Raw genomic sequence first — 26,547 nt, forward strand, 5'->3', positions numbered from 1 at the left:
ATACTATGAGTCTGAATTTCCTTGATTTCGAACAGCCGATTGCTGAGCTGGAAGCGAAAATCGATTCTCTGACAGCGGTAAGCCGTCAGGATGAAAAACTGGATATTAACATCGACGAAGAAGTGCATCGTCTGCGCGAAAAAAGCGTAGAACTGACGCGCAAAATCTTTGCCGATCTCGGCGCATGGCAGATTGCCCAGCTGGCGCGTCACCCACAGCGTCCGTACACCCTGGATTATGTCCGCCTGGCGTTTGATGAATTTGACGAACTGGCTGGCGATCGCGCTTATGCCGACGACAAAGCTATCGTCGGTGGTATTGCTCGTCTGGATGGGCGTCCGGTGATGATCATTGGTCATCAGAAAGGTCGTGAAACCAAAGAGAAAATCCGTCGTAACTTTGGTATGCCAGCACCAGAAGGCTACCGTAAAGCCCTGCGTCTGATGGAGATGGCTGAGCGTTTCAACATGCCAATCATCACCTTTATCGACACGCCGGGTGCATACCCGGGTGTGGGCGCGGAAGAACGTGGCCAGTCTGAAGCTATCGCACGCAACCTGCGTGAGATGTCTCGCCTGAGCGTGCCGGTCATCTGTACCGTTATCGGTGAAGGTGGTTCCGGTGGTGCGCTGGCGATTGGCGTTGGCGATAAAGTTAATATGCTGCAATACAGCACCTATTCCGTTATCTCTCCGGAAGGCTGTGCGTCCATTCTGTGGAAAAGCGCCGACAAAGCGCCGCTGGCCGCAGAGGCGATGGGCATTATTGCTCCACGTCTGAAAGAGCTGAAGCTGATCGATACCGTTATCCCGGAACCTCTGGGTGGCGCGCATCGCAAGCCTGAAGTGATGGCGGCTTCCCTGAAAGCACAGCTGCTGGCAGACCTGGCAGACCTCGACGTGCTGAGCAAAGAAGATTTGCTGAACCGTCGTTATCAGCGACTGATGACCTACGGTTACGCCTAAGCTTCACAATTGTCTGAAAAGCCGCACAATGTTGCGGCTTTTTTTATACCTGCCGTTTACCTTAACTATGCTTAGCTAATATTTTTCAAGGAGGTAAACCGTGAACATTATTGCCATTATGGGGTCGCACGGCGTCTTTTATAAAGACGAGCCCATCAAGGAGCTGGGACAAACCCTGCAGTCGCGCGGGTACCAGCTGATCTGGCCACACAATAGCGCCGATTTGCTGAAATTTATTGAGCACAACCCGCGTATCTGCGGGGTAATCTTCGACTGGGATGAATACGACCTCGAGCTGTGCAGCGATATCAACAAGCTGAACGAATATCTCCCGCTGTACGCGTTTATCAATACCCACTCGACGATGGATGTCAGCGCCCATGATATGCGTATGGCGCTGTGGTTCTTTGAATATTCGCTTGGCGTCGCGGACGATATTGCGACCCGTATTCAGCAGTACACGCGTGAATATCTCGATAACATCACGCCACCGTTTACCCGCGCGCTGTTCACCTATGTGAAAGAAGGTAAATATACCTTCTGTACGCCCGGACATATGGCGGGAACGGCGTATCAAAAAAGTCCGGTGGGCTGTCTGTTCTATGATTTCTTTGGTGGCAATACGCTTAAAGCGGACGTGTCGATTTCGGTCACTGAGCTGGGATCTCTGCTCGACCATACAGGCCCGCATCTGGAAGCTGAAGAGTATATTGCCCGCACGTTCGGCGCTGAGCAAAGCTATATGGTGACCAACGGCACCTCGACCTCGAACAAAATTGTCGGGATGTACGCCGCCCCCGCTGGTAGCACCTTGCTGATTGACCGGAACTGTCATAAATCGCTGGCGCACTTGCTGATGATGAGCGACGTCGTACCGCTCTGGATGTCACCCACACGCAACGCGCTCGGTATCCTCGGCGGTATTCCACGCCGGGAGTTTGCGCATGAAGCCATTGAAACAAAGGTTGGGACTGTTCCAGGCGCAAGCTGGCCTGTCCATGCGGTGATTACCAATTCCACCTATGACGGTTTGCTGTACAACACCAACTGGATCAAACAGACGCTGGACGTACCCTCGATCCACTTTGATTCCGCGTGGGTACCCTACACCAATTTCCACCCGATTTACGCGGGTAAAAGCGGCATGAGCGGTGAACGCGTGCCGGGTAAAGTGTTCTTCGAAACGCAGTCGACGCACAAAATGCTGGCCGCCTTTTCCCAGGCTTCGCTAATTCACATTAAAGGCGAGTACGACGAAGAGACGTTTAACGAAGCCTTTATGATGCATACCACGACCTCGCCGAGCTATCCGCTGGTTGCCTCCATTGAAACGGCAGCGGCAATGCTGCGCGGTAATCCTGGTAAGCGTTTGATTAACCGCTCGGTTGAACGAGCACTGCATTTTCGTAAAGAGGTTCAGCGACTTAAAGATGAGGCTGACGGCTGGTTCTTCAATATCTGGCAACCGGAAGAGATTGATGAAGCACAATGCTGGCCCGTCTCACCCGGTGAAAATTGGCATGGTTTCCGCGAAGCTGATAGCGACCATATGTTCCTCGACCCGGTAAAAGTCACGATCCTGACGCCGGGCATGGATGAGCAGGGTAAGATGAGCGACGAAGGGATCCCCGCCGCGCTGGTGGCGAAATTTCTTGATGAACGGGGTGTGGTGGTTGAAAAAACGGGTCCTTATAACCTGCTGTTCCTGTTCAGTATTGGTATTGATAAAACCCGGGCGATGGGGCTATTGCGCGGCCTGATGGAGTTTAAGCGCGCTTATGATCTCAACTTGCGGGTGAAAAACATGCTGCCGGATCTCTATGCTGAGGATCCTGACTTCTATCGCAATATGCGTATTCAGGATCTCGCTCAGGGGATCCATCGGCTTATTCGGCAGCACGATCTGCCGCGTCTGATGCTGCAGGCGTTCGATGTTTTGCCAGAGATGAAGCTTACCCCGCACAAGGCATGGCAGCGCCAGGTGAAAGGGGAGGTTGAAACCGTTGAGCTGGAAAATCTGGTCGGGCGCGTATCGGCCAACATGATCCTGCCTTACCCGCCGGGTGTACCGCTCCTGATGCCGGGAGAGATGATTACCGAGGAAAGCCGGGCCGTGCTCGATTTCCTGTTGATGCTTTGCTCGGTAGGGCGTCACTATCCAGGATTTGAGACGGATATCCACGGTGCGAAGCGCGATGAGAACGGCGTTTACTGGGTGCGAGTCCTAAAATAAAGATGGCCACTTGCCAGGTGTGGGTTTTCGGTTGTAACGTTCAGGGATCATAAAAAGGAGAAGCTATGCTGGGTTTAAAAGCTGTTCATCATATTGCGATCATTGCGACCGATTACGCGAAAAGTAAGGCCTTCTACTGCGATATCCTGGGCTTTACGCTGTTGAGCGAGGCCTATCGTGAGGAACGTGATTCCTGGAAGGGGGATCTCGCGTTAAACGGGCAATATGTGATTGAACTGTTCTCCTTTCCCTTCCCACCTGCACGCCCGTCACGCCCGGAAGCCTGTGGTCTGCGCCATCTTGCCTTTAGCGTTGATGACCTGGACAGCGCAGTAAAACATCTGGAAGCGCACGGTGTGGCGTGCGAAGCGATACGCGTCGATCCGTTCACCGACAAGCGTTTCACCTTTTTCAGCGACCCGGACGGCCTGCCGCTGGAGCTTTATCAGCAGTAATGATTTTCCTGTGTGATAATGCCCGCTCAGTTCGGGCATTTTTTATGTGTAATTTCCTATGACCTTACCCGCTATCGCCAAAGCCGTTTCACCGTACCGCCAGCTGCTGGTGGGGTTTAGCGGTGGCCTGGATTCTACCGTTCTGCTTCATCGTTTGAAGCTCTGGCGCGATCGGGAGCCTGATGTTCAGCTTCGGGCGGTACATATCCACCACGGATTGAGTTCTCATGCCGATGCCTGGGTGGCGCACTGTGAGGCGCTGTGTGCCGCGTGGGCGATCCCGTTCATTGCTGAGCGCGTCATGCTTCAGGACGAAGGGCTGGGGATTGAGGCACAAGCACGTAAAGCGCGTTATGCCGCTTTTGCCAGCGTAATACAGCCAGGCGAAGCGCTGGTTACGGCGCAGCATCTGGATGACCAGTGCGAAACCTTTTTGCTGGCGCTAAAGCGGGGCAGCGGGCCGGCGGGGCTTTCTGCCATGCCCGAACGTGCTGAATTTGCCGGGACGACATTACTTCGTCCGCTGTTGGGTGAGGCACGTGCGTCGCTGGAAGCCTGGGCACGGGAATATCAGCTGAACTGGATTGAAGATGAGAGCAATCAGGATGACAGCTACGACCGTAATTTTCTGCGTCTGCATGTCCTCCCGCTTTTGAGCGAGCGCTGGCCGCATTTTGCTGACGCCACAGCAAGAAGCGCCATGCTGTGCGCCGAACAGGAAGCATTGCTGGATGAGTTGTTGAGTGAAGAGCTGGCTCAACTGATCTCTGAAGACGGATCGCTGGCGATCGCACCGCTGGAAGCGATGAGCCCGGTGCGTCGGGCGGCACTGTTACGACGCTGGCTGGCCACTCATCGCGCCGCAATGCCATCGCGGGCAATGCTGAGCCGTATCTGGGACGAAGTTGCTCGGTCGCGGGAGGATGCGTCCCCGTGCGTACATTTGAATGGTTATGACGTAAGGCGCTATAAAGGGAAGCTCTGGTGGATAAAATCTACCCCCTCTTTTAGCGATGTCGTACTCAACTGGGCGTCACCCGAATTACCGCTGATATTGCCCTGTGATGCAGGACGAGTCTCTTTGGTATCGTCTGGCCATGTACGCCTACCGAATGGCGGTGAACAGGTTACCGTGCGCTTTAAGGCTGGCGGCATGCTGCATATCGTCGGGCGCAACGGGGGGCGGAAGCTGAAGAAAATATGGCAGGAGTGTAACGTGCCACCGTGGCTGCGCGATACCACGCCACTCCTTTTCTACGGCGAAACGCTGATTGCTGCTGCAGGGGTTTTCATCACGGAAGAGGGATGGGCAGAAGAGGGTGTTAGTTTTGCATGGCAGAAAGCGTAACGGGCAGTTTGACTGCCCGTTAGTATGATCAGGATTCACTCACCACAACGGTGCCGATTTGTGGGTGGCTGAAGCTGGCTATTTTGTCCAGACGCAACTCACGCGTCGCACCGGCATCTTCCACGATCAGATATTCCACATTCTTACGCGAAACCAGATCGCTGGCTTTCGCCTTCAACACTTCGCCATCTTTTAGCTCCAGCGTCAGTATTAAATGATGCTGGCAGGCGAGTTCGAGGTTGTCATAGTCATCACAATTGATGGGTTGATAAGTATCATTCATCGACATAATCGCTCACCAGTAAATTCGCCGCAGCATACGCTGCTTTCTCCCTGACCGACTCTGAAAGGCTCTCATCAGAGGCCACTTCATTAAGCACTTTCAATACACAGCCCAACGCGTCCGGGACATACCCCAGATCCCCGCTGGCGATTTCCGCATACCGTTTGCGAATTAACTCACAATAATTATTCACATCCCCTCCCGCCAGCGCACTGACTTACTGTGAGATATCATTAAGCCTACGAAGATAAACTCGGTTTAGCAAGGTGACTATACCATACTCATTTAAGCAATATCAGAGCCTTGATAGTGGTGTATTTATCACCCAGTAACAGCCTTTTGCCGCTGTTTTCGCTACAATGTGCGCCTGATTAGAATGGAGTTCTCTCATGGCGCTGAAAGCGACAATTTATAAAGCAGTGGTCAATGTGGCCGATCTTGATCGCAACCAGTTCCTGGATGCGTCGCTTACTCTGGCACGTCACCCCTCAGAAACTCAGGAACGCATGATGCTGCGCCTGCTGGCGTGGATTAAGTATGCTGACGAGCGACTGCAATTTACCCGAGGCTTAAGCGCAGAGGACGAGCCAGAAGCCTGGCTGCGCAACGATCATCTGGGTATCGATCTGTGGATTGAACTTGGCCTGCCGGATGAACGTCGTATTAAAAAGGCCTGCACTCAGTCTGCTGAAGTCGCGTTATTTGCGTATAATCAGCGTGCTGCGGAGATCTGGTGGCAGCAAAATAAGAGCAAATGCAGGCAGTTTGCCAATCTTACCGTCTGGTATCTGGATGATGAGCAACTGGCGCAGTTGAGTGCCTTTGCCAGCCGGACCATGATCCTGCAGGCGACGATTCAGGATGGCGCAATCTGGCTCTCTGATTCTCAGAATAATCTGGAAATTCATTTGACGGTGTGGCAACCCGCCTCATGATCGTCTTATCCCGAAACGTCAGCATTCCTGACAATGAGCTGGAGATCACCGCCATTCGTGCTCAGGGGGCAGGGGGACAGCACGTCAATAAGGCTTCTACGGCTATCCACTTGCGTTTTGACATTCGGGCCTCAAGCCTGCCAGAGTATTATAAAGAAAGCCTGCTTGCTGCCAGCCATCACCTGATCACCAGCGATGGCGTGATGGTGATCAAAGCTCAGGAATACCGCAGCCAGGAGCTCAACCGGGAAGCGGCCATCGCCAGGCTAGTGGCGGTAATCAAAGAATTAACCGCGGTACAAAAGAGCCGCCGGGCAACGCGGCCTACTCGCGCATCGAAAGAGCGTCGGCTGTCGTCGAAGGCCCAAAAATCCACAGTGAAAGCACTACGCGGTAAAGTTCGTCGCCCGACAGAGTGACGAAAGGGAACACAATTTTCAGAAGGAATTCATTGTGAAAAAAGTATTATTATCAGCGCTGGCAGTGAGTACGCTGTTTGCGCTTTTCGGGTGTAACAACCGTTCTGAAACGCAGGTTTTGCAGCCCGCGCAGAATGAAGAGTTAAAGCCCATGCAGCAGAGCTGGCGCGGCGTATTGCCTTGTGCAGACTGTGAGGGCATTGAAACGTCTCTGTTCCTGCAAAAAGACGGTACTTGGGTGATGAATCAGCGGTATCAGGGCGCGAAAGAACCGTCTTCTTTTGCGACTTACGGGACATGGGCGCGTACGGCTGAGAAGTTGGTCCTGACGGATACCACAGGTGAGAAAACCTATTTCCGCGCTAAAGGCGAGGGGATGGAGATGCTCGACCGCGAAGGTAATCCGATTGAGTCCCAGTTCAACTACACGCTGGCACCGGTAAAAGCGGCCCTGCCTGCCACGCCGATGGCAATGCGGGGCATGTATTTCTATATGGCTGATGCGGCGATCTTTACCGACTGTGCAACCGGCAGGAAAGTCAGCGTGGCGAACAATGCACAGCTTGAGCGTGATTACGCTGTTGCGCGCGGAAATGATAGTAAGCCGGTATTGCTGACGGTCGACGGTCACTTTACGCTGGAGCCAAACCCGGATAGCGGAGAGATGGTGAAAACGCTGGTGGCAGATAAAGACGCGAAGTTTGTCGCGGGTAAAGACTGCAACAGCAAGTAAGCCGACATAGCCCCATTAAAAAACCCCGCCGGAGCGGGGTTTTTTGTTTCTTAACCTTTAATGGCTTTCACCAGGTAATCAAGAATGTCGCCGGTCTTGATCATCTGTTTCTCGCCGTTACGACGGTATTTGTATTCAATTTCGTCGCTGTCGAGGTTACGGTCGCCGATGACGATGGTATGTGGGATACCAATCAGTTCCATATCAGCAAACATCACGCCTGGACGCTCTTTACGGTCATCCATCAGCACTTCGATACCCTGAGCGCGCAGCTCAGCGTAAAGCTTCTCAGCCAGTTCCTGCACGCGGTAAGACTTGTGCATGTTCATTGGCAGAATCGCGACCTGGAACGGTGCAATGTTGTCCGGCCAGACGATACCACGCTCGTCATAGTTCTGCTCAATCGCTGCGGCCACAACACGTGTTACCCCGATACCGTAGCAACCCATGGTCAGGATCTGGTTACGACCATCTTCGCCCTGAACGGCAGCGTTCATCGCACGAGAGTATTTATCACCCAACTGGAAGATGTGACCGACTTCGATACCGCGTTTGATCATCAGCGTACCCTGGCCGTCCGGGCTTGGGTCGCCAGCAACGACGTTACGGATGTCAGCCACTTCAGGTGTCGCCACATCGCGATCCCAGTTGATGCCGAAGTAATGTTTACCGTCGATGTTGGCACCTGCAGAGAAGTCGCTCATTGCCGCTACCGTACGGTCAATAACAACAGGCACAGGCATGTTTACCGGACCCAGAGAGCCAGGACCAGCATTGACCACAGCGCGGATTTCAGCTTCTGTAGCGAACATCAGCGGGCTGGCAACCTGCGGCAGCTTCTCTGCTTTCACTTCGTTAAGCTCATGATCGCCACGTACCAGCAGGGCAACCAGCGGATAAGCACTGCCTTCGGTGGATTTCACCAGCAGCGTTTTCACTGTTTTTTCGATTGGCAGATTGAACTGCTCAACCAGCTCGGCAATGGTTTTTGCGTTTGGCGTATCAACCAGCGTCATCTCTTGTGTTGCAGCAGCACGTGACTCTTTTGGTGCCAGCGCTTCTGCAAATTCGATGTTTGCCGCGTAATCTGAGGAGTCAGAGAAGATCACATCGTCTTCACCGCTCTGCGCCAGTACCTGGAACTCATGGGATGCGCTACCACCGATGGAGCCGGTATCAGCCTGCACAGCACGGAAATCCAGGCCCATACGGGAGAAGATTTTGCTGTAAGCCTCGTACATTTTGTCGTAGGTCTCTTGCAGAGATTCCTGAGAGGTATGGAAAGAGTAGGCATCTTTCATCAGGAATTCGCGAGAGCGCATGACGCCGAAACGTGGGCGAACTTCGTCACGGAATTTGGTCTGGATCTGGAAGAAGTTCAGCGGCAGCTGTTTGTAAGAGCTCAGCTCATTACGAATCAGGTCGGTAATGACTTCTTCATGCGTTGGGCCGAGGACAAACGGACGATCGCCTCGATCGGCAATACGCAGCAGTTCCGGACCGTACTGCTCCCAGCGACCACTCTCCTGCCACAGCTCAGAGGGCTGAACAACCGGCATTAACACCTCGATAGCACCGGCGTTGTTCATCTCTTCACGCACGATGTTTTCGACTTTTTTCAGGACGCGCACGCCGGTCGGCAGCCAGGTGTATAACCCGGAGGCCAGCTTGCGGATCATCCCGGCGCGCAGCATCAGCTGATGGCTGATCACTTCGGCGTCGGCAGGCGTCTCCTTCAGAGTGGAGAGCAGATATTGGCTAGTACGCATGTTGTTACGGTTCCGTTTCGACTAGTGAGACAGGTTGAAAGGTCAACCTGACACAAAAAAGTGGTTTAGTTTACCAGTGTGGCAAAGATGCCAAAAGAGAGGAGACTAAAATTACCTGGGTTCCAGGGCAAACACTTCAAAACCTGCCTGTGTGACGCGCCAGCGAACGTTAAAATCCAGCAGCCAGACAGCGTAGGTTTTCCCGGCTTCCTCTTCTTTGCGATAAGCGGGACGGGGGTCCTGCGCCAGAACTTCGGTGATGAAATTCTGCAAACGAGGATAGTGTTTCTCCAGTTGACTCAGCTGAGTTGCTATCTCAGGCGTAAAATATACAGGCATGTCCGCCTGGGGGGCATCCTGAGCATAACTTGCGCGCGCATCCGGGAGAGCTTCGGCGAAAGGCAAATAGGGTTTGATGTCGATAACCGGTGTGCCATCCACAAGATCAAGGCTACCTAACTCGAGTATCACCTGATCCTTCTGGCAACGTATACCCTTCAGTTCGACCAGCGACATTCCAACCGGGTTTGGACGGAAGGTCGAACGCGTCGCAAACACCCCCATTCTTGCATTTCCACCAAGCCGGGGAGGGCGCACGGTTGGACGCCAGCCACCTTCCATCGTCTGGTGAAACACAAATACCACCCATAAATGGCTGAAAGCGTCGAGTCCGCGTACCGCATCGGCCTGATTGTAAGGTGCAATCAGGTGAAGTTCACCGCTTCCGCTGGTGACAAGACCGGGCTGGCGAGGTACGGCGAACTTCTCTTTATAGGGCGAGCGGATAACGCCTATTTGCTCGAACTGAAATGCACTCATTTCGCCGTAATATTCAGCGCAGAACCGATGCATACTGCCTGACGGTAGCAGCCCGGTGTACCGCTGGTCACTTCGCAGCTGTGCAGCAGAACAGCGTTAGCTTTCATTTTTGCGGCATTGATCTGCATGCGTTTACGCGCTGTCGGGATATTCGGTGGAGAGTCCTGGTTGGTCGCCTGGCAGGACTCACCGCTCACTTCACCCAGTTCACGGAACGGTTTACCGACGAGCTCATCAGCCTTAGTGATAATGCGAACCGGTGCAGGACGAACCACTTTCGGTTTCGCAGGCTCTGTTTTTGGCGGGGTTGCCGTGCTTTGAACAGGTTCAACGGGAGATCTGCTTAGCATAGAACAGCCGCTCAACATGAGTGCTAAAAGACAGATCGGTAAAGCACGCATAATAGTTCCTCAATGGATAATCAAAACGTCAGATATTGAATCAGTTGACTGCACAAATGACAAGACGGGCATAAGCCCGTCCTGATGATATTACACTGAGGTGAGATTACCAGCCTTTAACAGCGCCACCGTTAAACACTTTGTTCGCTTCCTGGTAAACTTCATCAGACTGATAGGCCTGAACGAACTTCTTCACGTTTTCCGCGTCTTTGTTGTCTTCGCGAGTCACGATCAGGTTAACGTAAGGGGAGTCTTTATCTTCAACGAAGATACCGTCTTTGGCTGGCGTCAGGCCAATCTGGCTGGCGTAAGTGGTGTTGATAACGGCCAGGGCAATCTGCGCATCGTCAAGAGAACGTGGCAGCTGTGGTGCTTCCAGCTCAACAATTTTCAGATTTTTCGGGTTTTCAGTGACATCCAGAACGGTTGGCAGCAGGCCAACACCGTCTTTCAGTTTGATCAGACCCACTTTCTGCAACAGCAGGAGAGAGCGTCCAAGGTTGGTTGGGTCGTTAGGCACGGCAACCTGAGAACCTGACTGCAGTTCGTCCAAAGATTTAATTTTCTTGGAGTAACCCGCAATTGGGTAAACGAAGGTGTTACCCACACCAACCAGTTTATATCCACGATCTTTGATCTGCTGATCCAGGTACGGTTTATGCTGGAAGGCGTTAGCATCGATATCGCCTTTGCTCAGCGCTTCGTTCGGCAGAACGTAATCGTTGAAGGTCACCAGCTCAACGTCCAGACCATATTTCTCTTTTGCGACTTTCTGAGCGACTTCAGCAACCTGTTGTTCTGCACCCACGATAACGCCCACTTTAATGTGGTTTGGATCTTTTTCGTCCTGACCGCAACCCACCAGTGCCAGAGAGCCGATTAGCGCGCCTACTGCTGCAAAGGTCTTTAATTTAAACGCCATGTTTTATCCTTAACTCGTAGAGTTTGTGTTGTGTGTAACGTTATTTGTGCGTAACAGCCCGGACGATGCGATCGCCAGAGAACTGGATTAAGTAAACCAACACAACCAGCAATACCAGAACGGTATTCATCACGGTAGCGTTATATCCAATATAGCCGTACTGGTAACCAATTTGGCCTAAACCGCCAGCGCCAACTGCACCCCCCATCGCGGAATAACCCACCAGGGTGATAAGCGTAATGGTAGCCGCGTTGACCAGCCCTGGCAGTGCTTCCGGCAGCAGCACCTTGCGTACGATCTGCATCGGTGTGGCACCCATTGCGCGGGAGGCTTCAATCAAACCTGTCGGGATCTCCAGCAGGGCGTTTTCAACCATACGCGCGATAAACGGCGCAGCGCCGACAGTCAGGGGAACGATGGCAGCCTGCAGACCGATAGAGGTACCGACAATCACGCGGGTGAATGGAATCATCCATACCAGCAGAATAATGAACGGGATAGAACGGAAGATATTCACCAGCGCAGAAAGCGTGCGGTATAGTTTCGCGTTCTCAATGATTTGCCCCGGACGTGTCACATACAGCAGCACGCCGACCGGGAGACCAATCACAAACCCAAAGAAGCCAGATACAAAGGTCATTGCCAGCGTTTCCCAAACGCCGCGAACCAGCAGCCACATCATCGGCTCAGACATAACCCAGTACCTCTACTTTTACGTGGTGTTCTTGCAGCCAGGCAATCGCGGCCTGGGTTTCTTCTTGTGTGCCGTGCATTTCTGTCAGCATGATGCCGAACTTCACGCCACCGGCGTAATCCATCTGCGCGCTGATGATGTTGTTGTTCACGTTAAAGCGACGCGCGGTTTCGGAAAGCAGGGGAGCATCGACAGATTGACCCGTGAACTCCATGCGCAGCATCGGGACGCTATCTGCCGTCGGTTCTGTTTTTAAGCGTTCCAGATAATCTTCCGGAATATCCAGATGCAGTGTGGACTGGATGAATTGCTGTGCCAGCGGCGTCTTCGGATGAGAGAACACTTCACTTACCGTATCCTGCTCAATCAGTTCGCCGTTGCTGATCACTGCGACGCAGTCACAGATGCGTTTCACCACGTCCATTTCATGCGTAATAAGGAGAATTGTCAGGCCCAGACGACGGTTAATGTCTTTCAGCAGTTCCAGAATTGAACGTGTAGTGGCGGGATCCAATGCGCTGGTGGCTTCATCACACAGCAGTACTTTTGGATTACTGGCCAGCGCACGGGCAATGGCCACACGCTGTTTTTGCCCACCGGACAGATTGGCCGGGTAGCTATCATGTTTGTCGCCCAGACCCACGAGGTCGAGCAGTTCGATGACGCGACGCTTCACTTCTTCTTTTGGCGTGTTATCCAGCTCAAGCGGCAGTGCGACGTTGCCGAAAACGGTGCGGGAGGCCAGCAGGTTAAAGTGCTGGAAGATCATGCCAATCTGACGACGCGCTTTGGTGAGTTCTTTCTCTGAGAGGGCGGTAAGTTCCTGGCCGCCAACTTCTACGCTGCCCTGGGTTGGGCGCTCAAGCAGGTTAACACAACGAATCAGTGTGCTTTTACCTGCACCCGATGCGCCAATGACGCCATAAATTTGACCAGCAGGAACATGCAGGCTGACGTTGTTCAGCGCCTGAATGGTTCGGTTCCCCTGCTGGAACACTTTGGTGATATTGGAAAGTTTAATCATTAGATTATTTTTATCGTATGTAAGTTAGCCGTGGCATTTTCTTCTGCCATATACGGGTGATGACCGTAAACAAAACGGATGTTAAGGCATCCAGACGTCTAAATCAATCCAACTCTGTACGATGAGCACTTTATTGCGCTGCGATTCATGAGATACTAGCCGGACATGCCTTTTTCAGGAGCAAACCGGTGGCAAAATCAGTACCCGCAATTTTTCTCGATCGTGACGGCACTATTAATGTGGATCACGGTTATGTCCATGAGATTGATGAGTTCGAGTTTATCGAAGGCGTAATAGATGCAATGCGTCAGCTGAAAGAGATGGGCTATGCATTGGTGGTTGTCACCAACCAGTCTGGTATTGCTCGCGGTAAATTTACCGAAGCGCAGTTCGAAACGCTGACAGAATGGATGGACTGGTCGCTGGCCGATCGCGGTGTTGATCTCGACGGTATCTATTATTGTCCACATCATCCGCAAGGAACAGTTGAAGAGTATCGCCAGACCTGCGACTGCCGTAAGCCTCATCCAGGCATGTTTATCTCTGCGCAGGAATTTTTGCACATTGATATGGCTGCTTCTTATATGGTGGGCGATAAAATTGAAGACATGCAGGCGGCAACCGCAGCTGGCGTAGGCACCAAAATATTAGTACGCACCGGTAAGCCAGTGACGCCAGAAGCAGAGAATGCAGCGGATTGGGTGATTAATAGTCTGGCTGAACTGCCAAAAGAGATCAAAAAGCACCAAAAATAACCTTTTTGGTGAAAAGGTGAGCGGTTGAAATAAAAATGCATTTTTCCGCTTGTCATTCCTCGGCGGCCCCCTATAATGCGCCTCCATCGACACGGCGGATGTGAATCACTTCACAAACAACCCGGTCGGTTGAAGAGAAAAAATCCTGAAATAACGGGTTGACTCTGAAAGAGGAAAGCGTAATATACGCCACCTCGCAACGGTGAGCTGAAAGCCGCGTTGCAACTGCTCTTTAACAATTTATCAGACAATCTGTGTGGGCACTCAAAGTGACATGGATTCTTAATGTCTTCGGACACTAAATGAATACCAAGTCTCAACGAGTGAACACGTAATTCATTACGAAGTTTAATTCATTGAGCATCAAACTTTTAAATTGAAGAGTTTGATCATGGCTCAGATTGAACGCTGGCGGCAGGCCTAACACATGCAAGTCGAGCGGTAGCACAGAGAGCTTGCTCTCGGGTGACGAGCGGCGGACGGGTGAGTAATGTCTGGGAAACTGCCTGATGGAGGGGGATAACTACTGGAAACGGTAGCTAATACCGCATAACGTCGCAAGACCAAAGAGGGGGACCTTCGGGCCTCTTGCCATCAGATGTGCCCAGATGGGATTAGCTAGTAGGTGGGGTAACGGCTCACCTAGGCGACGATCCCTAGCTGGTCTGAGAGGATGACCAGCCACACTGGAACTGAGACACGGTCCAGACTCCTACGGGAGGCAGCAGTGGGGAATATTGCACAATGGGCGCAAGCCTGATGCAGCCATGCCGCGTGTATGAAGAAGGCCTTCGGGTTGTAAAGTACTTTCAGCGGGGAGGAAGGTGTTGAGGTTAATAACCTCAGCAATTGACGTTACCCGCAGAAGAAGCACCGGCTAACTCCGTGCCAGCAGCCGCGGTAATACGGAGGGTGCAAGCGTTAATCGGAATTACTGGGCGTAAAGCGCACGCAGGCGGTCTGTCAAGTCGGATGTGAAATCCCCGGGCTCAACCTGGGAACTGCATTCGAAACTGGCAGGCTAGAGTCTTGTAGAGGGGGGTAGAATTCCAGGTGTAGCGGTGAAATGCGTAGAGATCTGGAGGAATACCGGTGGCGAAGGCGGCCCCCTGGACAAAGACTGACGCTCAGGTGCGAAAGCGTGGGGAGCAAACAGGATTAGATACCCTGGTAGTCCACGCCGTAAACGATGTCGACTTGGAGGTTGTGCCCTTGAGGCGTGGCTTCCGGAGCTAACGCGTTAAGTCGACCGCCTGGGGAGTACGGCCGCAAGGTTAAAACTCAAATGAATTGACGGGGGCCCGCACAAGCGGTGGAGCATGTGGTTTAATTCGATGCAACGCGAAGAACCTTACCTACTCTTGACATCCAGAGAACTTTCCAGAGATGGATTGGTGCCTTCGGGAACTCTGAGACAGGTGCTGCATGGCTGTCGTCAGCTCGTGTTGTGAAATGTTGGGTTAAGTCCCGCAACGAGCGCAACCCTTATCCTTTGTTGCCAGCGGTCCGGCCGGGAACTCAAAGGAGACTGCCAGTGATAAACTGGAGGAAGGTGGGGATGACGTCAAGTCATCATGGCCCTTACGAGTAGGGCTACACACGTGCTACAATGGCGCATACAAAGAGAAGCGACCTCGCGAGAGCAAGCGGACCTCATAAAGTGCGTCGTAGTCCGGATTGAGTCTGCAACTCGACTCCATGAAGTCGGAATCGCTAGTAATCGTAGATCAGAATGCTACGGTGAATACGTTCCCGGGCCTTGTACACACCGCCCGTCACACCATGGGAGTGGGTTGCAAAAGAAGTAGGTAGCTTAACCTTCGGGAGGGCGCTTACCACTTTGTGATTCATGACTGGGGTGAAGTCGTAACAAGGTAACCGTAGGGGAACCTGCGGTTGGATCACCTCCTTACCTTAAAGAACCTGCCTTTGTAGTGCTCACACAGATTGTCTGATGAAAAACAGCAGTAAAATCTCTGCAGGCTTGTAGCTCAGGTGGTTAGAGCGCACCCCTGATAAGGGTGAGGTCGGTGGTTCAAGTCCACTCAGGCCTACCAAACTCCTTTTAAAGGATGAGCGGTACAGAGATTGCAAACGATGGGGCTATAGCTCAGCTGGGAGAGCGCCTGCTTTGCACGCAGGAGGTCTGCGGTTCGATCCCGCATAGCTCCACCATCCTTTACTGCGAACCCAAGAAAACTTCAGAGTGAACCTGAAAAGGTGCACTGCGAAGTTTTGCTCTTTAAAAATCTGGATCAAGCTGAAAATTGAAACGACACACATGTTATGTGTGTTCGAGTCTCTCAAATTTTCGCAAGTCGATGATGAATCGAAAGAAACATCTTCGGGTTGTGAGGTTAAGCGACTAAGCGTACACGGTGGATGCCCTGGCAGTCAGAGGCGATGAAGGACGTGCTAATCTGCGAAAAGCGCCGGCGAGGTGATATGAACCTTTGACCCGGCGATGTCCGAATGGGGAAACCCAGTGTGTTCCGACACACTATCGTTAACTGAATACATAGGTTAACGAGGCGAACCGGGGGAACTGAAACATCTAAGTACCCCGAGGAAAAGAAATCAACCGAGATTCCCCCAGTAGCGGCGAGCGAACGGGGAGCAGCCCAGAGTCTGAATCAGCTTGTGTGTTAGTGGAACGGTCTGGAAAGTCCGACGGTACAGGGTGATAGTCCCGTACACGAAAATGCACAGGCTGTGAACTCGAAGAGTAGGGCGGGACACGTGGTATCCTGTCTGAATATGGGGGGACCATCCTCCAAGGCTAAATACTCCTGACTGACCGATAGTGAACCAGTACCGTGAGGGAAAGGCGAAAAGAACCCCGGCGAGGGGAGTGAAAAAGAACCTGAAACCGTGTACGTACAAGCAGTGGGAGCACCTTCGTGGTGTGACTGCGTACCTTTTGTATAATGGGTCAGCGACTTATATTCTGTAGCAAGGTTAACCGTATAGGGGAGCCGAAGGGAAACCGAGTCTTAACTGGGCGTTAAGTTGCAGGGTATAGACCCGAAACCCGGTGATCTAGCCATGGGCAGGTTGAAGGTTGGGTAACACTAACTGGAGGACCGAACCGACTAATGTTGAAAAATTAGCGGATGACTTGTGGCTGGGGGTGAAAGGCCAATCAAACCGGGAGATAGCTGGTTCTCCCGAAAGCTATTTAGGTAGCGCCTCGTGAACTCATCTTCGGGGTAGAGCACTGTTTCGGCTAGGGGGCCATCCCGGCTTACCAACCCGATGCAAACTACGAATACCGAAGAATGTTATCACGGGAGACACACGGCGGGTGCTAACGTCCGTCGTGAAGAGGGAAACAACCCAGACCGCCAGCTAAGGTCCCAAAGTCATGGTTAAGTGGGAAACGATGTGGGAAGGCACAGACAGCCAGGATGTTGGCTTAGAAGCAGCCATCATTTAAAGAAAGCGTAATAGCTCACTGGTCGAGTCGGCCTGCGCGGAAGATGTAACGGGGCTAAACCATGCACCGAAGCTGCGGCAGCGACACTATGTGTTGTTGGGTAGGGGAGCGTTCTGTAAGCCGTTGAAGGTGTCCTGTGAGGGATGCTGGAGGTATCAGAAGTGCGAATGCTGACATAAGTAACGATAATGCGGGTGAAAAGCCCGCACGCCGGAAGACCAAGGGTTCCTGTCCAACGTTAATCGGGGCAGGGTGAGTCGACCCCTAAGGCGAGGCCGAAAGGCGTAGTCGATGGGAAACAGGTTAATATTCCTGTACTTGGTGTTACTGCGAAGGGGGACGGAGAAGGCTATGTTAGCCGGGCGACGGTTGTCCCGGTTTAAGCATGTAGGCGGAACGATTAGGTAAATCCGGTCGTTTATTAACGCTGAGGTGTGATGACGAGGCACTACGGTGCTGAAGTAACAAATGCCCTGCTTCCAGGAAAAGCCTCTAAGCATCAGGTAACATCAAATCGTACCCCAAACCGACACAGGTGGTCAGGTAGAGAATACCAAGGCGCTTGAGAGAACTCGGGTGAAGGAACTAGGCAAAATGGTGCCGTAACTTCGGGAGAAGGCACGCTGATATGTAGGTGAAGCCCCTGCGGGTGGAGCTGAAATCAGTCGAAGATACCAGCTGGCTGCAACTGTTTATTAAAAACACAGCACTGTGCAAACACGAAAGTGGACGTATACGGTGTGACGCCTGCCCGGTGCCGGAAGGTTAATTGATGGGGTTAGCGGTAACGCGAAGCTCTTGATCGAAGCCCCGGTAAACGGCGGCCGTAACTATAACGGTCCTAAGGTAGCGAAATTCCTTGTCGGGTAAGTTCCGACCTGCACGAATGGCGTAATGATGGCCAGGCTGTCTCCACCCGAGACTCAGTGAAATTGAACTCGCTGTGAAGATGCAGTGTACCCGCGGCAAGACGGAAAGACCCCGTGAACCTTTACTATAGCTTGACACTGAACACTGGTCCTTGATGTGTAGGATAGGTGGGAGGCTTTGAAGCGTGGACGCCAGTCTGCGTGGAGCCGACCTTGAAATACCACCCTTTAATGGCTGGTGTTCTAACGTAGACCCGTAATCCGGGTTGCGGACAGTGTCTGGTGGGTAGTTTGACTGGGGCGGTCTCCTCCCAAAGAGTAACGGAGGAGCACGAAGGTTAGCTAATCCTGGTCGGACATCAGGAGGTTAGTGCAATGGCATAAGCTAGCTTGACTGCGAGAGTGACGGCTCGAGCAGGTGCGAAAGCAGGTCATAGTGATCCGGTGGTTCTGAATGGAAGGGCCATCGCTCAACGGATAAAAGGTACTCCGGGGATAACAGGCTGATACCGCCCAAGAGTTCATATCGACGGCGGTGTTTGGCACCTCGATGTCGGCTCATCACATCCTGGGGCTGAAGTAGGTCCCAAGGGTATGGCTGTTCGCCATTTAAAGTGGTACGCGAGCTGGGTTTAGAACGTCGTGAGACAGTTCGGTCCCTATCTGCCGTGGGCGCTGGAGAATTGAGGGGGGCTGCTCCTAGTACGAGAGGACCGGAGTGGACGCATCACTGGTGTTCGGGTTGTCATGCCAATGGCATTGCCCGGTAGCTAAATGCGGAAGAGATAAGTGCTGAAAGCATCTAAGCACGAAACTTGCCCCGAGATGAGTTCTCCCTGACCCTTTAAGGGTCCTGAAGGAACGTTGAAGACTACGACGTTGATAGGTCGGGTGTGTAAGCGCAGCGATGCGTTGAGCTAACCGATACTAATGAACCGTGAGGCTTAACCTTACAACGCCGAAGCTGTTTCGGCGAAGAGACAGACAATCAAATTTCAGCCTTGATACAGATTTAACAGAATTTGCCTGGCGGCTTTAGCGCGGTGGTCCCACCTGACCCCATGCCGAACTCAGAAGTGAAACGCCGTAGCGCCGATGGTAGTGTGGGGTCTCCCCATGTGAGAGTAGGGAACTGCCAGGCATCAAATTAAGTAGTAAGCCGGTGCATAAATCCGGTGGTTACAGCAGTCTTCGGTGGAGCGGTAGTTCAGTCGGTTAGAATACCTGCCTGTCACGCAGGGGGTCGCGGGTTCGAGTCCCGTCCGTTCCGCCACTTATTAAAAGCCCTGAGTCAACGCTCAGGGCTTTTTTATTATCTGTCGTATAATTATTGCTTAATTAGCAAAAATCCTCTGCTTTTTACGCTCTTTTTCTGAATAACGACAATAGCGATAATCTTCCTCAGTTAACGAAAACTATGATTAACGAGGAATTACATGACTATCCCTGCATTTGGTCTGGGCACTTTCCGCCTGAAAGACGACGTTGTTATCGCATCAGTTAAAACCGCACTCGAACTGGGCTATCGCACCGTCGATACGGCACAAATTTATGAAAATGAAGCTGCTGTTGGTCAGGCTATCGAAGAGAGTGGTGTACCGCGTAACGAACTGTTTATCACCACTAAAATCTGGATTGAGAATCTCAGCAAGGACAAACTGATCCCCAGCCTGAAAGAGAGTCTGAAAAAACTGCGTACTGATTACGTCGATCTGACGCTGATCCACTGGCCTTCACCGAATGATGCTGTTTCAGTGGAAGAATTCATGCAGGCATTGCTGGAAGCGAAAAAACAGGGTTTAACCCGTGAAATTGGTATTTCTAACTTCACTATTCCGCTGATGGAAAAAGCAATTGCGGCCGTTGGTGCAGAAAATATTGCGACTAACCAGATTGAACTGTCACCTTACCTGCAAAACCGCAAAGTGGCTGACTGGGCAAAACAGCATGGCATTCATATTACATCTTATATGACGCTGGCTTATGGCAAAGCATTGAAAGATGAAGTGATTGCACGCATCGCAGCAAAACATAATGTGACTGCAGCACAGGTCATCCTGGCGTGGGCAATGGGTGAAGGTTATGCCGTTATCCCTTCTTCAACCAAACGTGAAAACCTGGCCAGTAACCTGTTAGCACAGAATCTCCAGCTCGACGACGAAGACAAAAAAGCGATCGCCGCACTGGATTGCAACGATCGCCTGGTCAGCCCGGAAGGATTAGCCCCTCACTGGGATTAAGTTTGACCCCACCTTTTGTATCCTGAAACCCTCACACAGCTCCTTCGGGAGCTGTTTTTATATGCTCGCTCAGGAAGTCGATAAAGGCACGAATACGCGTACTCACCGCTCTGTCACTGTAATACACCGCACTAAACGGCATTTCGACCGGCAGACGTTTATCTGCCATCAGTTCCACCAGTTCGCCACGCGCAATCTCTTTATCAATCATGTAGTCAGACAGACAGGCGATCCCGTTACCTTCAAGGCACAATTGCTTCAGCGTCTCCCCGCTGTTAGACGACAACCCGCAGGTGATCTCATGTAACTGACCGTCAGGGCAGGCGACAGGCCAGGTGTTCAGCGACACAGGTTCCGTAAAGCCCAGGCACAGATGCTGCTTTAACTCTTCAACCGTCTCAGGTTTTCCATGCTCTGCAATATACTGCGGTGAGGCGATAATTTTGCGGTAGCTCGCAAACAGTGGACGGGCACGCAAGCTTGAATCTGTGAGGGTTCCTGCCCGGATAGCCACATCCACTTTCCGTTCGATAAGATTGATAAACGTCTCTGAGGAGACCAGAGAGAGCGTCATCTCCGGATAGCGTTCGCGGAAAGGTTTGATCAGCGGCATCAGAAAGTGAAGCACAACCGGCGTGGCCGCATCAATGCGCAGCAATCCACGTGGTGTGCTGCGGGTTTCCATAATCTCCGTCTCTGCAGCGGCCATTTCTTGCAGGATGGACTGCACGCGGCGAAAATAGCGCTCTCCTTCTTCCGTCAGGCTGAGCTGCCGTGTCGTACGGTTGAGCAGACTGACTCCAAGCTTCATCTCCAGCTTTTTCACCGAGCGACTGATAGCCGAGTTAGCCTGCCCTAACTGTTCAGCCGCACGGCTAAAACTGCCGCTTTCGACGACGGCGACAAAGATTGTCAGCTCTTCCGACGTTGCTTTCATTGTTGCACCACCTGCAAAATTCAATTGATATTTTGACCATTTTTGTTATTTAAGCACTGGCGCATACTGCCTGTCATCTTAATCCTGAAGAGACGGAGTATTTTATGCCACTGGCGCTACTTGCCCTCACGATCAGTGCCTTTGCAATTGGCACGACCGAATTTGTTATCGTAGGACTGGTTCCTACCATCGCCGACCAGCTTGCGATTTCGCTGCCATCTGCCGGACTGCTGGTATCTATTTATGCACTGGGTGTTGCTGTCGGTGCGCCTGTATTGACGGCACTCACCGGACGATTCCCTCGCAAGCAACTGTTGGTGGCGCTAATGGTGTTGTTCACAGCGGGTAACGTTCTGGCCTGGCAATCCCCGGATTACACCACACTGGTGATTGCCCGCCTGCTGACTGGCCTTGCTCATGGTGTCTTTTTCTCAATTGGTTCTACCATTGCCACAAGTCTGGTACCCAAAGAGAAAGCGGCATCAGCCATTGCGATTATGTTTGGTGGACTGACTGTCGCGCTTGTTACAGGCGTACCGCTGGGGACATTTATCGGCCAACACTTCGGCTGGCGTGAAACCTTCCTGGCGGTTTCTTTACTGGGTGTGATTGCTCTGGTAGCCAGTTTTCTGTTGGTGCCATCGAATATACCTGGTCGTGCGAGCGCCAGCCTGCGCGACCAGCTAAAGGTTCTGACGCATCCGCGCCTGTTGATCATTTATGCCGTGACCGCACTGGGCTATGGTGGTGTATTCACTGCTTTTACTTTCCTGGCGCCGATGATGCAGGATCTCGCAGGCTTCTCCCCGAATGCGGTGAGCTGGATTTTGCTGGGCTACGGCATCTCCGTCGCAATAGGTAATATCTGGGGCGGCAAACTGGCAGACAAACATGGTGCGGTTCCCGCTCTCAAATTCATCTTTGCAGCATTGGTTGTTTTGCTGCTGGTGTTCCAGTTCACTGCATCAATGCAATACGCCGCACTGGCCACTGTCCTGGTCATGGGGATCTTTGCCTTCGGTAACGTGCCGGGCCTTCAGGTTTATGTGGTACAGAAAGCAGAACTGTATACGCCCAACGAGGTGGATGTGGCATCCGGCCTGAACATTGCCGCTTTTAATATTGGCATTGCTATTGGCTCCATTGTGGGTGGGCAGACGGTTGAACATTTTGGACTGGCGCAAACGCCATGGATTGGTGCTGCGATCGTGCTTGTAGCCTTCCTGTTGATTGGCCTGAGTGGACGCCTTGATAGACCAACTCGCGTAGCACTGGGGTAACATCAGTAAGTGCTTGCTTACAAAACTGGAAAGCGGTTTCTCAGAAATTGCGTTGAAAGTGTAACCTAAAGTCCCTATAACATTAGAACCAGTCCGTTTTCAGGGCTGGTTCATGTTACAGAGGCTGTTTCCAAAAGTGCGAAAAAATACCTATGCCATGCGTTATGTTGCCGGAATGCCAGCGGAGAGGATCTTGCCTCCGGGGTCGTTTGCGAGCATAAGCCAGGCATTACCCGCCGGTACACCGTTAAGCAGCGATGAGAAAATCCGTGTACTGGTGTGGAATATCTTTAAGCAGCAGCGTGCGGAATGGTTATCGGTACTCAAGAATTTTGGAAAAGATGCCCATCTGGTTCTGCTCCAGGAGGCGCAAACCACCCCTGAGCTGGTGCGGTTTGCCACCACGAACTATCTTGCCGCCGATCAGGTTCCCGCGTTTGTCCTGCCGCAACATCCCTCAGGTGTGATGACACTCTCTTCAGCGCATCCGGTCTATTGCTGTCCTCTGCGCGAACGTGAGCCTATCCTGCGTCTGGCAAAATCGGCGCTGGTGACGGTCTACCCGCTGCCGGATACACGAATGCTGATGGTCGTGAACATCCATGCGGTAAACTTCAGCCTGGGCGTGGATGTCTACAGTAAGCAGTTACTTCCAATTGGCGATCAGATTGCCCATCACAGCGGCCCCATCATTATGGCAGGCGATTTCAATGCCTGGAGCCGTCCGCGCATGAATGCCCTGTATCGCTTTGCGCGCGAGATGTCGCTGCGTGAAGTTCGTTTTAGCGATGACCAACGCAAGAAAGCCTTTGGTCGTCCTCTCGATTTTGTCTTCTATCGCGGTTTGAGCGTGCATGACGCCTCCGTTCTGGTGACGCGCGCCTCCGATCACAATCCTCTACTAGTGGAATTCAGTCCCGGCAAACCTGATAAATAATGGTGTGTCAGGTCTGCCGTGGGGCAGGCCTGTTCGGGTGCTGCCCTTTATTTTTTACCAACAAAGGACAGTACGATGACAACAACACACTCCCATCATGACAACGTAGAAAAACAGTTTGGCTCTCAGGCAAATGAGTATCTGAGCAGCGCCGTACATGCTTCCGGCCGCGATCTGGTGCGTCTCGGTGAACGTCTGGCTGCGTTCCCGCAGGCACACGTACTGGATTTAGGCTGCGGGGCAGGGCATGCCAGCTTTACGGCTGCACAACAGGTCGCGCACGTTACTGCATATGACTTATCCAGCCAGATGCTGGCGGTGGTTGCCGAGGCGGCGAAAGCGAAGGGGCTGGAAAACATTGATACGCGCCAGGGCTATGCCGAATCTTTACCTTTTGAAGATGCTTCGTTTGAGGTGGTTATCAGCCGTTATTCCGCACATCACTGGCATGATGTTGGCCAGGCATTACGTGAAGTAAAACGTGTCCTGAAGCCGGGTGGTGTTCTTATCATTATGGATGTGATGTCTCCGGGACACCCGGTGCGCAATATCTGGCTGCAGACGGTGGAAGCACTGCGCGATACCTCGCATGTGCAAAACTACTCCAGTGGAGAGTGGTTATCGCTCATTACCGAGGCGGGATTGATTTCGCGCTCATTAATAACCGATCGCTTACCGCTGGAATTCAGCTCATGGATCGCCCGTATGCGCACTCCGGAGGCATTAAGTCACGCTATTCGGCTGTATCAGCAGAGTGCGTCCGCAGAGGTGAAGGCTTACTTTGAATTACAGGAGGATGGTTCGTTTACCAGCGATACCATCATGGCTGAAGCGCAAAAAGCGGGATAAACAAAAAAGGCACCGAGGGGAATCGGTGCCTTTTTATCTTTCCATCGTGTTCTCAGGAGTCTGGCGTGGCGCTGTTCTTCACAAACAGCGTCAACTGGTCGCCTGGTTTCAGATTGTCAGTATCATTATTCCAGCGCATCACATCTTTGATGTTCACGCCGTGGCGTTTTGCGATACTGGACAGGGAATCGCCTTTACGCACGCGATAGGTGATGCTATCGCTGTTGCTGGCGAGACGCTGTGCGCTGCTACCTGCACCTACCGTCAGAGTTTGACCCACTTTAAGGCCTGAACTGCGCAGGTTATTCCACTGCTGCAGATCGCTTGCTGTCACGCCAAGACGTGATGCAATACCCGAAAGCGTATCACCTGAACGAACCTTATAACTGCGGCTGTTGACTGATGAAGCGTCCGCGATCAGCGTTGACTGAACGGCGGCGATTTCACCAGAAGCTAAAGACTCACGTAGCTGTTCAGCATGTTTCTGCGGAACCATTACGTACTGCGGGCCACTTGCCCCCAGCGTTGAGCCTTTAACGCCAGCATTAAAGGTTTTCAATTTACTTACCGACATACCCGTCATATCTGCAACCTGTTGAATATCAACTGGATTGCTGAGGCGAACGCGCGCCAGTGCACGACTTTCGTCTGGTGTTGGCAGTTGTACACCGTAACGCTTGCTGTTCTTGAGAATATCGCTCAATGCCAGCATCTTCGGTACGTAAATCTTTGTTTCCTGTGGCAGTGAGAGCGACCAAAAATCGGTGGATTTACCCCGTGCTTTATTCGCTTTCATTGCCTTCAGTACACGACCTTCGCCGCTATTGTACGCTGCGACCGTTAACAACCAGTCGCCATCAAACATCTTGTTCAGACGTTGCATCATGTCGAGAGCTGCTGTCGTTGAAGCGACAACATCACGACGCGCATCATAGCTGCGAGTCTGTTTCAGACCATAGTTTCGCCCGGTGCTCGGAATGATCTGCCAAATGCCTGCGGCATTGGCGCCAGACGTTGCGTGTGGGTCAAAAGCGCTCTCCACTATGGGTAGGAGTACCAGCTCCATAGGCATGTTACGTTTCTTAACTTGCCCGGCTATCCAGTACATATACGGCTCTGCCCGTAACGTTACATCGTGGAGATAGCTCTTATTTCTTAAGTACTTCTGTTTCTGTTCGCGAATCCGGCTGTTTTCCGGAATTCCCATCTTTAGCTCGTCGCCAATAGAGGTCCACAAGTCTTGATCCTGCGCGAATGATGTTCCATCGTCCATCCATCGCGCCGAACTTGCAAACTTCCCTGCTTCCCCTTGACCAGCTGCAGAAAGGCTCTGTGCGTGCTGTTGTACGTTGCTGCCGTTCTGCGACTGGCAACCTACAAGCAGGACAGAGGCGAGTAATATCGCTTTTGCCTTCATGTGTGTGTCAATAGTTGCTTAAAAGACGAGCGATGATAACGGCGAAATTTTGAAAAGGCAACCCGCAATTATCTGAAGTTATCTTTCTTTGACCTTAACCATGCAAAACGCTGCTCTGGTTGTTGCAAATTTGTTTCTTGGTTAATTTTGTTAATTAAATCAATATCATCTGTTCGTAAAAATAAATTAATCTTGCGCTCATTTTTCAGAATTACGGGGAGTGTGTTTTGGTTTTTTGCACGTAACTCCTTCACTTTGTGATAATAATCCTGGATCGCGCGATCCTCGGGTAAGAGGTTAACGGAAAACTTCATATTTCCTAATGTATATTCATGTGCGCAACAAATAAGCGTGTCATCGGGTAGGGCATTAATTTTCTGTAAGGACTGATACATCTGGGTTGCTGTGCCTTCGAAAAGTCTTCCACAGCCTCCAGAGAACAGTGTGTCGCCACAAAAAAGATAAGGTTTGCTGTAGAAACACAGATGTCCCAAAGTGTGACCTGGTGTGGCAAATACGGAAAATTCCCACTGGTGTATGAGGATCTTTTCGCCTTCCTGGACTATACGGGTTGTTCCCTTATCTTGTGTCTCTGCCGGTCCGTAAACCACCAGATGGGGAAAATGGGCCCGCAGCTCGGGAACGCCGCCAGTGTGATCGTGATGATGATGCGTCAAGAGAATGGCTTCTGGCTGCCAGTCATTCTCTTTTATTGCACGTAATACAGGGGCGGCTTCTCCGGGATCAACAATGACGCATCGACGATCATCGTCAACCAAAACCCAGATGTAATTGTCCTCAAAAGCAGGAATACTGATAAGATTCAT

23 protein-coding genes, 3 tRNA genes and 3 rRNA genes are annotated in these 26,547 nt (G+C 52.0%); 18 read left to right on the top strand and 11 right to left on the bottom strand.

What is annotated here, in order from left to right:
• The first annotated feature begins 5 nt into the window (after positions 1 to 5).
• From accA to tilS, 4 genes are all read left to right on the top strand, one after another.
• Positions 6 to 965 carry an acetyl-CoA carboxylase carboxyl transferase subunit alpha gene (gene accA, locus ACLHV9_RS04240; RefSeq protein ID WP_006810033.1) on the top strand — a complete coding sequence of 320 codons (960 nt, stop codon included), beginning with the start codon at positions 6 to 8 and terminating at the stop codon, positions 963 to 965.
• 100 nt (positions 966 to 1,065) lie between these two features.
• A complete protein-coding gene (locus ACLHV9_RS04245; protein WP_108089604.1) occupies positions 1,066 to 3,198 on the top strand; it encodes a lysine decarboxylase LdcC in 2,133 nt (710 codons plus the stop codon).
• Positions 3,199 to 3,263: 65 nt separating this feature from the next.
• Positions 3,264 to 3,653 carry a VOC family protein gene (locus ACLHV9_RS04250; RefSeq protein WP_049005320.1) on the top strand — a complete coding sequence of 130 codons (390 nt, stop codon included), beginning with the start codon at positions 3,264 to 3,266 and terminating at the stop codon, positions 3,651 to 3,653.
• Between the two features lie 58 nt (positions 3,654 to 3,711).
• Complete coding sequence (gene tilS / locus ACLHV9_RS04255) at positions 3,712 to 5,001, top strand: tRNA lysidine(34) synthetase TilS (RefSeq protein WP_108089605.1); 1,290 nt, start codon at positions 3,712 to 3,714, stop codon at positions 4,999 to 5,001.
• 28 nt (positions 5,002 to 5,029) lie between these two features.
• Here the strand turns inward: tilS and rof are convergent, their stop codons facing one another.
• Positions 5,030 to 5,290: a Rho-binding antiterminator gene (gene rof / locus ACLHV9_RS04260; protein WP_014830722.1), complete on the bottom strand. Its 261-nt coding sequence runs from the start codon at positions 5,288 to 5,290 to the stop codon at positions 5,030 to 5,032.
• Positions 5,277 to 5,477 (bottom strand): YaeP family protein, encoded by a 201-nt coding sequence (locus tag ACLHV9_RS04265; RefSeq protein ID WP_008501889.1) that lies wholly within the window; start codon positions 5,475 to 5,477, stop codon positions 5,277 to 5,279. The genes rof and ACLHV9_RS04265 overlap by 14 nt, the downstream gene beginning before the upstream one ends.
• A 196-nt stretch (positions 5,478 to 5,673) precedes the next feature.
• Between ACLHV9_RS04265 and ACLHV9_RS04270 the strand changes: the two genes are divergently transcribed.
• The 3 genes from ACLHV9_RS04270 to nlpE are packed head-to-tail and all read left to right on the top strand — an operon-like array spanning position 5,674 to position 7,371.
• Positions 5,674 to 6,219, top strand: a complete 546-nt coding sequence (locus tag ACLHV9_RS04270; RefSeq protein ID WP_028018286.1) for a YaeQ family protein — start codon at positions 5,674 to 5,676, stop codon at positions 6,217 to 6,219.
• Positions 6,216 to 6,638 (top strand): alternative ribosome rescue aminoacyl-tRNA hydrolase ArfB, encoded by a 423-nt coding sequence (arfB, locus tag ACLHV9_RS04275; protein ID WP_028018285.1) that lies wholly within the window; start codon positions 6,216 to 6,218, stop codon positions 6,636 to 6,638. Before ACLHV9_RS04270 ends, arfB begins: the two co-directional genes overlap by 4 nt.
• A gap of 34 nt (positions 6,639 to 6,672) precedes the next feature.
• On the top strand, positions 6,673 to 7,371 hold the full coding sequence (nlpE, locus tag ACLHV9_RS04280) for an envelope stress response activation lipoprotein NlpE (protein ID WP_028018284.1): 699 nt from the start codon (positions 6,673 to 6,675) through the stop codon (positions 7,369 to 7,371).
• Between the two features lie 50 nt (positions 7,372 to 7,421).
• On the opposite strand, the gene proS is transcribed toward nlpE, so the two are convergent.
• The 6 genes from proS to metN all read right to left on the bottom strand — a co-directional run bounded on the left by proS (position 7,422) and on the right by metN (position 13,000).
• On the bottom strand, positions 7,422 to 9,140 hold the full coding sequence (proS, locus tag ACLHV9_RS04285; RefSeq protein ID WP_028018283.1) for a proline--tRNA ligase: 1,719 nt from the start codon (positions 9,138 to 9,140) through the stop codon (positions 7,422 to 7,424).
• Between the two features lie 111 nt (positions 9,141 to 9,251).
• Complete coding sequence (gene tsaA, locus ACLHV9_RS04290) at positions 9,252 to 9,959, bottom strand: tRNA (N6-threonylcarbamoyladenosine(37)-N6)-methyltransferase TrmO (protein WP_028018282.1); 708 nt, start codon at positions 9,957 to 9,959, stop codon at positions 9,252 to 9,254.
• Positions 9,956 to 10,360 carry an Rcs stress response system protein RcsF gene (gene rcsF / locus ACLHV9_RS04295; RefSeq protein ID WP_008501883.1) on the bottom strand — a complete coding sequence of 135 codons (405 nt, stop codon included), beginning with the start codon at positions 10,358 to 10,360 and terminating at the stop codon, positions 9,956 to 9,958. The genes tsaA and rcsF overlap by 4 nt, the downstream gene beginning before the upstream one ends.
• 106 nt (positions 10,361 to 10,466) lie before the next feature.
• Complete coding sequence (metQ, locus tag ACLHV9_RS04300) at positions 10,467 to 11,282, bottom strand: methionine ABC transporter substrate-binding lipoprotein MetQ (RefSeq protein ID WP_108089606.1); 816 nt, start codon at positions 11,280 to 11,282, stop codon at positions 10,467 to 10,469.
• 40 nt (positions 11,283 to 11,322) lie between these two features.
• Positions 11,323 to 11,976: a methionine ABC transporter permease MetI gene (locus ACLHV9_RS04305; protein WP_003856130.1), complete on the bottom strand. Its 654-nt coding sequence runs from the start codon at positions 11,974 to 11,976 to the stop codon at positions 11,323 to 11,325.
• The gene (metN, locus tag ACLHV9_RS04310) at positions 11,969 to 13,000 is read right to left on the bottom strand and encodes a methionine ABC transporter ATP-binding protein MetN (RefSeq protein WP_028018280.1); all 1,032 of its coding nucleotides are present in this window, start codon (positions 12,998 to 13,000) and stop codon (positions 11,969 to 11,971) included. The genes ACLHV9_RS04305 and metN overlap by 8 nt, the downstream gene beginning before the upstream one ends.
• 188 nt (positions 13,001 to 13,188) lie before the next feature.
• Here metN and gmhB point away from each other — a divergent pair, with 188 nt between their 5' ends.
• The 8 genes from gmhB to dkgB all read left to right on the top strand — a co-directional run bounded on the left by gmhB (position 13,189) and on the right by dkgB (position 20,300).
• Positions 13,189 to 13,755, top strand: coding sequence for a D-glycero-beta-D-manno-heptose 1,7-bisphosphate 7-phosphatase (gmhB, locus tag ACLHV9_RS04315; protein ID WP_108089607.1), 567 nt, complete (start codon positions 13,189 to 13,191; stop codon positions 13,753 to 13,755).
• A gap of 373 nt (positions 13,756 to 14,128) precedes the next feature.
• A 16S ribosomal RNA gene (locus ACLHV9_RS04320) occupies positions 14,129 to 15,667 on the top strand.
• A 68-nt stretch (positions 15,668 to 15,735) separates the two neighbouring features.
• Positions 15,736 to 15,812, top strand: a tRNA-Ile gene (locus ACLHV9_RS04325).
• A 42-nt stretch (positions 15,813 to 15,854) separates the two neighbouring features.
• Positions 15,855 to 15,930 (top strand) — tRNA-Ala (locus tag ACLHV9_RS04330).
• A 180-nt stretch (positions 15,931 to 16,110) separates the two neighbouring features.
• Positions 16,111 to 19,012, top strand: a 23S ribosomal RNA gene (locus ACLHV9_RS04335).
• 73 nt (positions 19,013 to 19,085) lie between these two features.
• Positions 19,086 to 19,201 (top strand): 5S ribosomal RNA (rrf, locus tag ACLHV9_RS04340).
• The 16S, 23S and 5S rRNA genes sit together here with 3 tRNA genes alongside, the layout of an rRNA operon.
• A 55-nt stretch (positions 19,202 to 19,256) precedes the next feature.
• Positions 19,257 to 19,333, top strand: a tRNA-Asp gene (locus ACLHV9_RS04345).
• 163 nt (positions 19,334 to 19,496) lie between these two features.
• Entirely contained in the window at positions 19,497 to 20,300 is an 804-nt protein-coding gene (dkgB, locus tag ACLHV9_RS04350; RefSeq protein ID WP_028017747.1) for a 2,5-didehydrogluconate reductase DkgB, read from the top strand.
• 31 nt (positions 20,301 to 20,331) lie between these two features.
• On the opposite strand, the gene yafC is transcribed toward dkgB, so the two are convergent.
• The gene (gene yafC, locus ACLHV9_RS04355; RefSeq protein WP_028017746.1) at positions 20,332 to 21,237 is read right to left on the bottom strand and encodes a DNA-binding transcriptional regulator YafC; all 906 of its coding nucleotides are present in this window, start codon (positions 21,235 to 21,237) and stop codon (positions 20,332 to 20,334) included.
• A 104-nt stretch (positions 21,238 to 21,341) separates the two neighbouring features.
• Here yafC and ACLHV9_RS04360 point away from each other — a divergent pair, with 104 nt between their 5' ends.
• The 3 genes from ACLHV9_RS04360 (at position 21,342) to ACLHV9_RS04370 (ending at position 24,303) form a co-directional block, all read left to right on the top strand.
• Complete coding sequence (locus ACLHV9_RS04360) at positions 21,342 to 22,517, top strand: MFS transporter (protein ID WP_108090750.1); 1,176 nt, start codon at positions 21,342 to 21,344, stop codon at positions 22,515 to 22,517.
• A 136-nt stretch (positions 22,518 to 22,653) separates the two neighbouring features.
• Complete coding sequence (locus ACLHV9_RS04365; protein ID WP_028017744.1) at positions 22,654 to 23,454, top strand: endonuclease/exonuclease/phosphatase family protein; 801 nt, start codon at positions 22,654 to 22,656, stop codon at positions 23,452 to 23,454.
• Positions 23,455 to 23,529: 75 nt separating this feature from the next.
• Positions 23,530 to 24,303 carry a class I SAM-dependent methyltransferase gene (locus ACLHV9_RS04370; protein WP_407220196.1) on the top strand — a complete coding sequence of 258 codons (774 nt, stop codon included), beginning with the start codon at positions 23,530 to 23,532 and terminating at the stop codon, positions 24,301 to 24,303.
• A gap of 52 nt (positions 24,304 to 24,355) precedes the next feature.
• Here ACLHV9_RS04370 and mltD read toward each other — a convergent pair whose 3' ends face one another.
• Positions 24,356 to 25,720, bottom strand: a complete 1,365-nt coding sequence (gene mltD, locus ACLHV9_RS04375) for a murein transglycosylase D (RefSeq protein ID WP_028017742.1) — start codon at positions 25,718 to 25,720, stop codon at positions 24,356 to 24,358.
• A 68-nt stretch (positions 25,721 to 25,788) separates the two neighbouring features.
• On the bottom strand, positions 25,789 to 26,547 hold the full coding sequence (gloB, locus tag ACLHV9_RS04380) for a hydroxyacylglutathione hydrolase (RefSeq protein ID WP_049005846.1): 759 nt from the start codon (positions 26,545 to 26,547) through the stop codon (positions 25,789 to 25,791).

Source organism: Enterobacter sp. CPE_E890 (genome assembly GCF_046521475.1).
Classification (GTDB): Bacteria; Pseudomonadota; Gammaproteobacteria; order Enterobacterales; family Enterobacteriaceae; genus Enterobacter; species Enterobacter adelaidei.

Excerpts from the sequence above, each read along its gene's own strand:
- accA (WP_006810033.1), top strand. The coding sequence starts at position 6 with ATGAGTCTGAATTTCCTTGATTTCGAACAGCCGATTGCTGAGCTGGAA.
- ACLHV9_RS04250 (WP_049005320.1), top strand. The coding sequence starts at position 3,264 with ATGCTGGGTTTAAAAGCTGTTCATCATATTGCGATCATTGCGACCGAT.
- tilS (WP_108089605.1), top strand. The coding sequence starts at position 3,712 with ATGACCTTACCCGCTATCGCCAAAGCCGTTTCACCGTACCGCCAGCTG.
- rof (WP_014830722.1), bottom strand. The coding sequence starts at position 5,290 with ATGTCGATGAATGATACTTATCAACCCATCAATTGTGATGACTATGAC.
- ACLHV9_RS04270 (WP_028018286.1), top strand. The coding sequence starts at position 5,674 with ATGGCGCTGAAAGCGACAATTTATAAAGCAGTGGTCAATGTGGCCGAT.
- arfB (WP_028018285.1), top strand. The coding sequence starts at position 6,216 with ATGATCGTCTTATCCCGAAACGTCAGCATTCCTGACAATGAGCTGGAG.
- proS (WP_028018283.1), bottom strand. The coding sequence starts at position 9,140 with ATGCGTACTAGCCAATATCTGCTCTCCACTCTGAAGGAGACGCCTGCC.
- tsaA (WP_028018282.1), bottom strand. The coding sequence starts at position 9,959 with ATGAGTGCATTTCAGTTCGAGCAAATAGGCGTTATCCGCTCGCCCTAT.
- rcsF (WP_008501883.1), bottom strand. The coding sequence starts at position 10,360 with ATGCGTGCTTTACCGATCTGTCTTTTAGCACTCATGTTGAGCGGCTGT.
- metQ (WP_108089606.1), bottom strand. The coding sequence starts at position 11,282 with ATGGCGTTTAAATTAAAGACCTTTGCAGCAGTAGGCGCGCTAATCGGC.
- ACLHV9_RS04305 (WP_003856130.1), bottom strand. The coding sequence starts at position 11,976 with ATGTCTGAGCCGATGATGTGGCTGCTGGTTCGCGGCGTTTGGGAAACG.
- metN (WP_028018280.1), bottom strand. The coding sequence starts at position 13,000 with ATGATTAAACTTTCCAATATCACCAAAGTGTTCCAGCAGGGGAACCGA.
- dkgB (WP_028017747.1), top strand. The coding sequence starts at position 19,497 with ATGACTATCCCTGCATTTGGTCTGGGCACTTTCCGCCTGAAAGACGAC.
- yafC (WP_028017746.1), bottom strand. The coding sequence starts at position 21,237 with ATGAAAGCAACGTCGGAAGAGCTGACAATCTTTGTCGCCGTCGTCGAA.
- ACLHV9_RS04360 (WP_108090750.1), top strand. The coding sequence starts at position 21,342 with ATGCCACTGGCGCTACTTGCCCTCACGATCAGTGCCTTTGCAATTGGC.
- ACLHV9_RS04370 (WP_407220196.1), top strand. The coding sequence starts at position 23,530 with ATGACAACAACACACTCCCATCATGACAACGTAGAAAAACAGTTTGGC.
- mltD (WP_028017742.1), bottom strand. The coding sequence starts at position 25,720 with ATGAAGGCAAAAGCGATATTACTCGCCTCTGTCCTGCTTGTAGGTTGC.
- gloB (WP_049005846.1), bottom strand. The coding sequence starts at position 26,547 with ATGAATCTTATCAGTATTCCTGCTTTTGAGGACAATTACATCTGGGTT.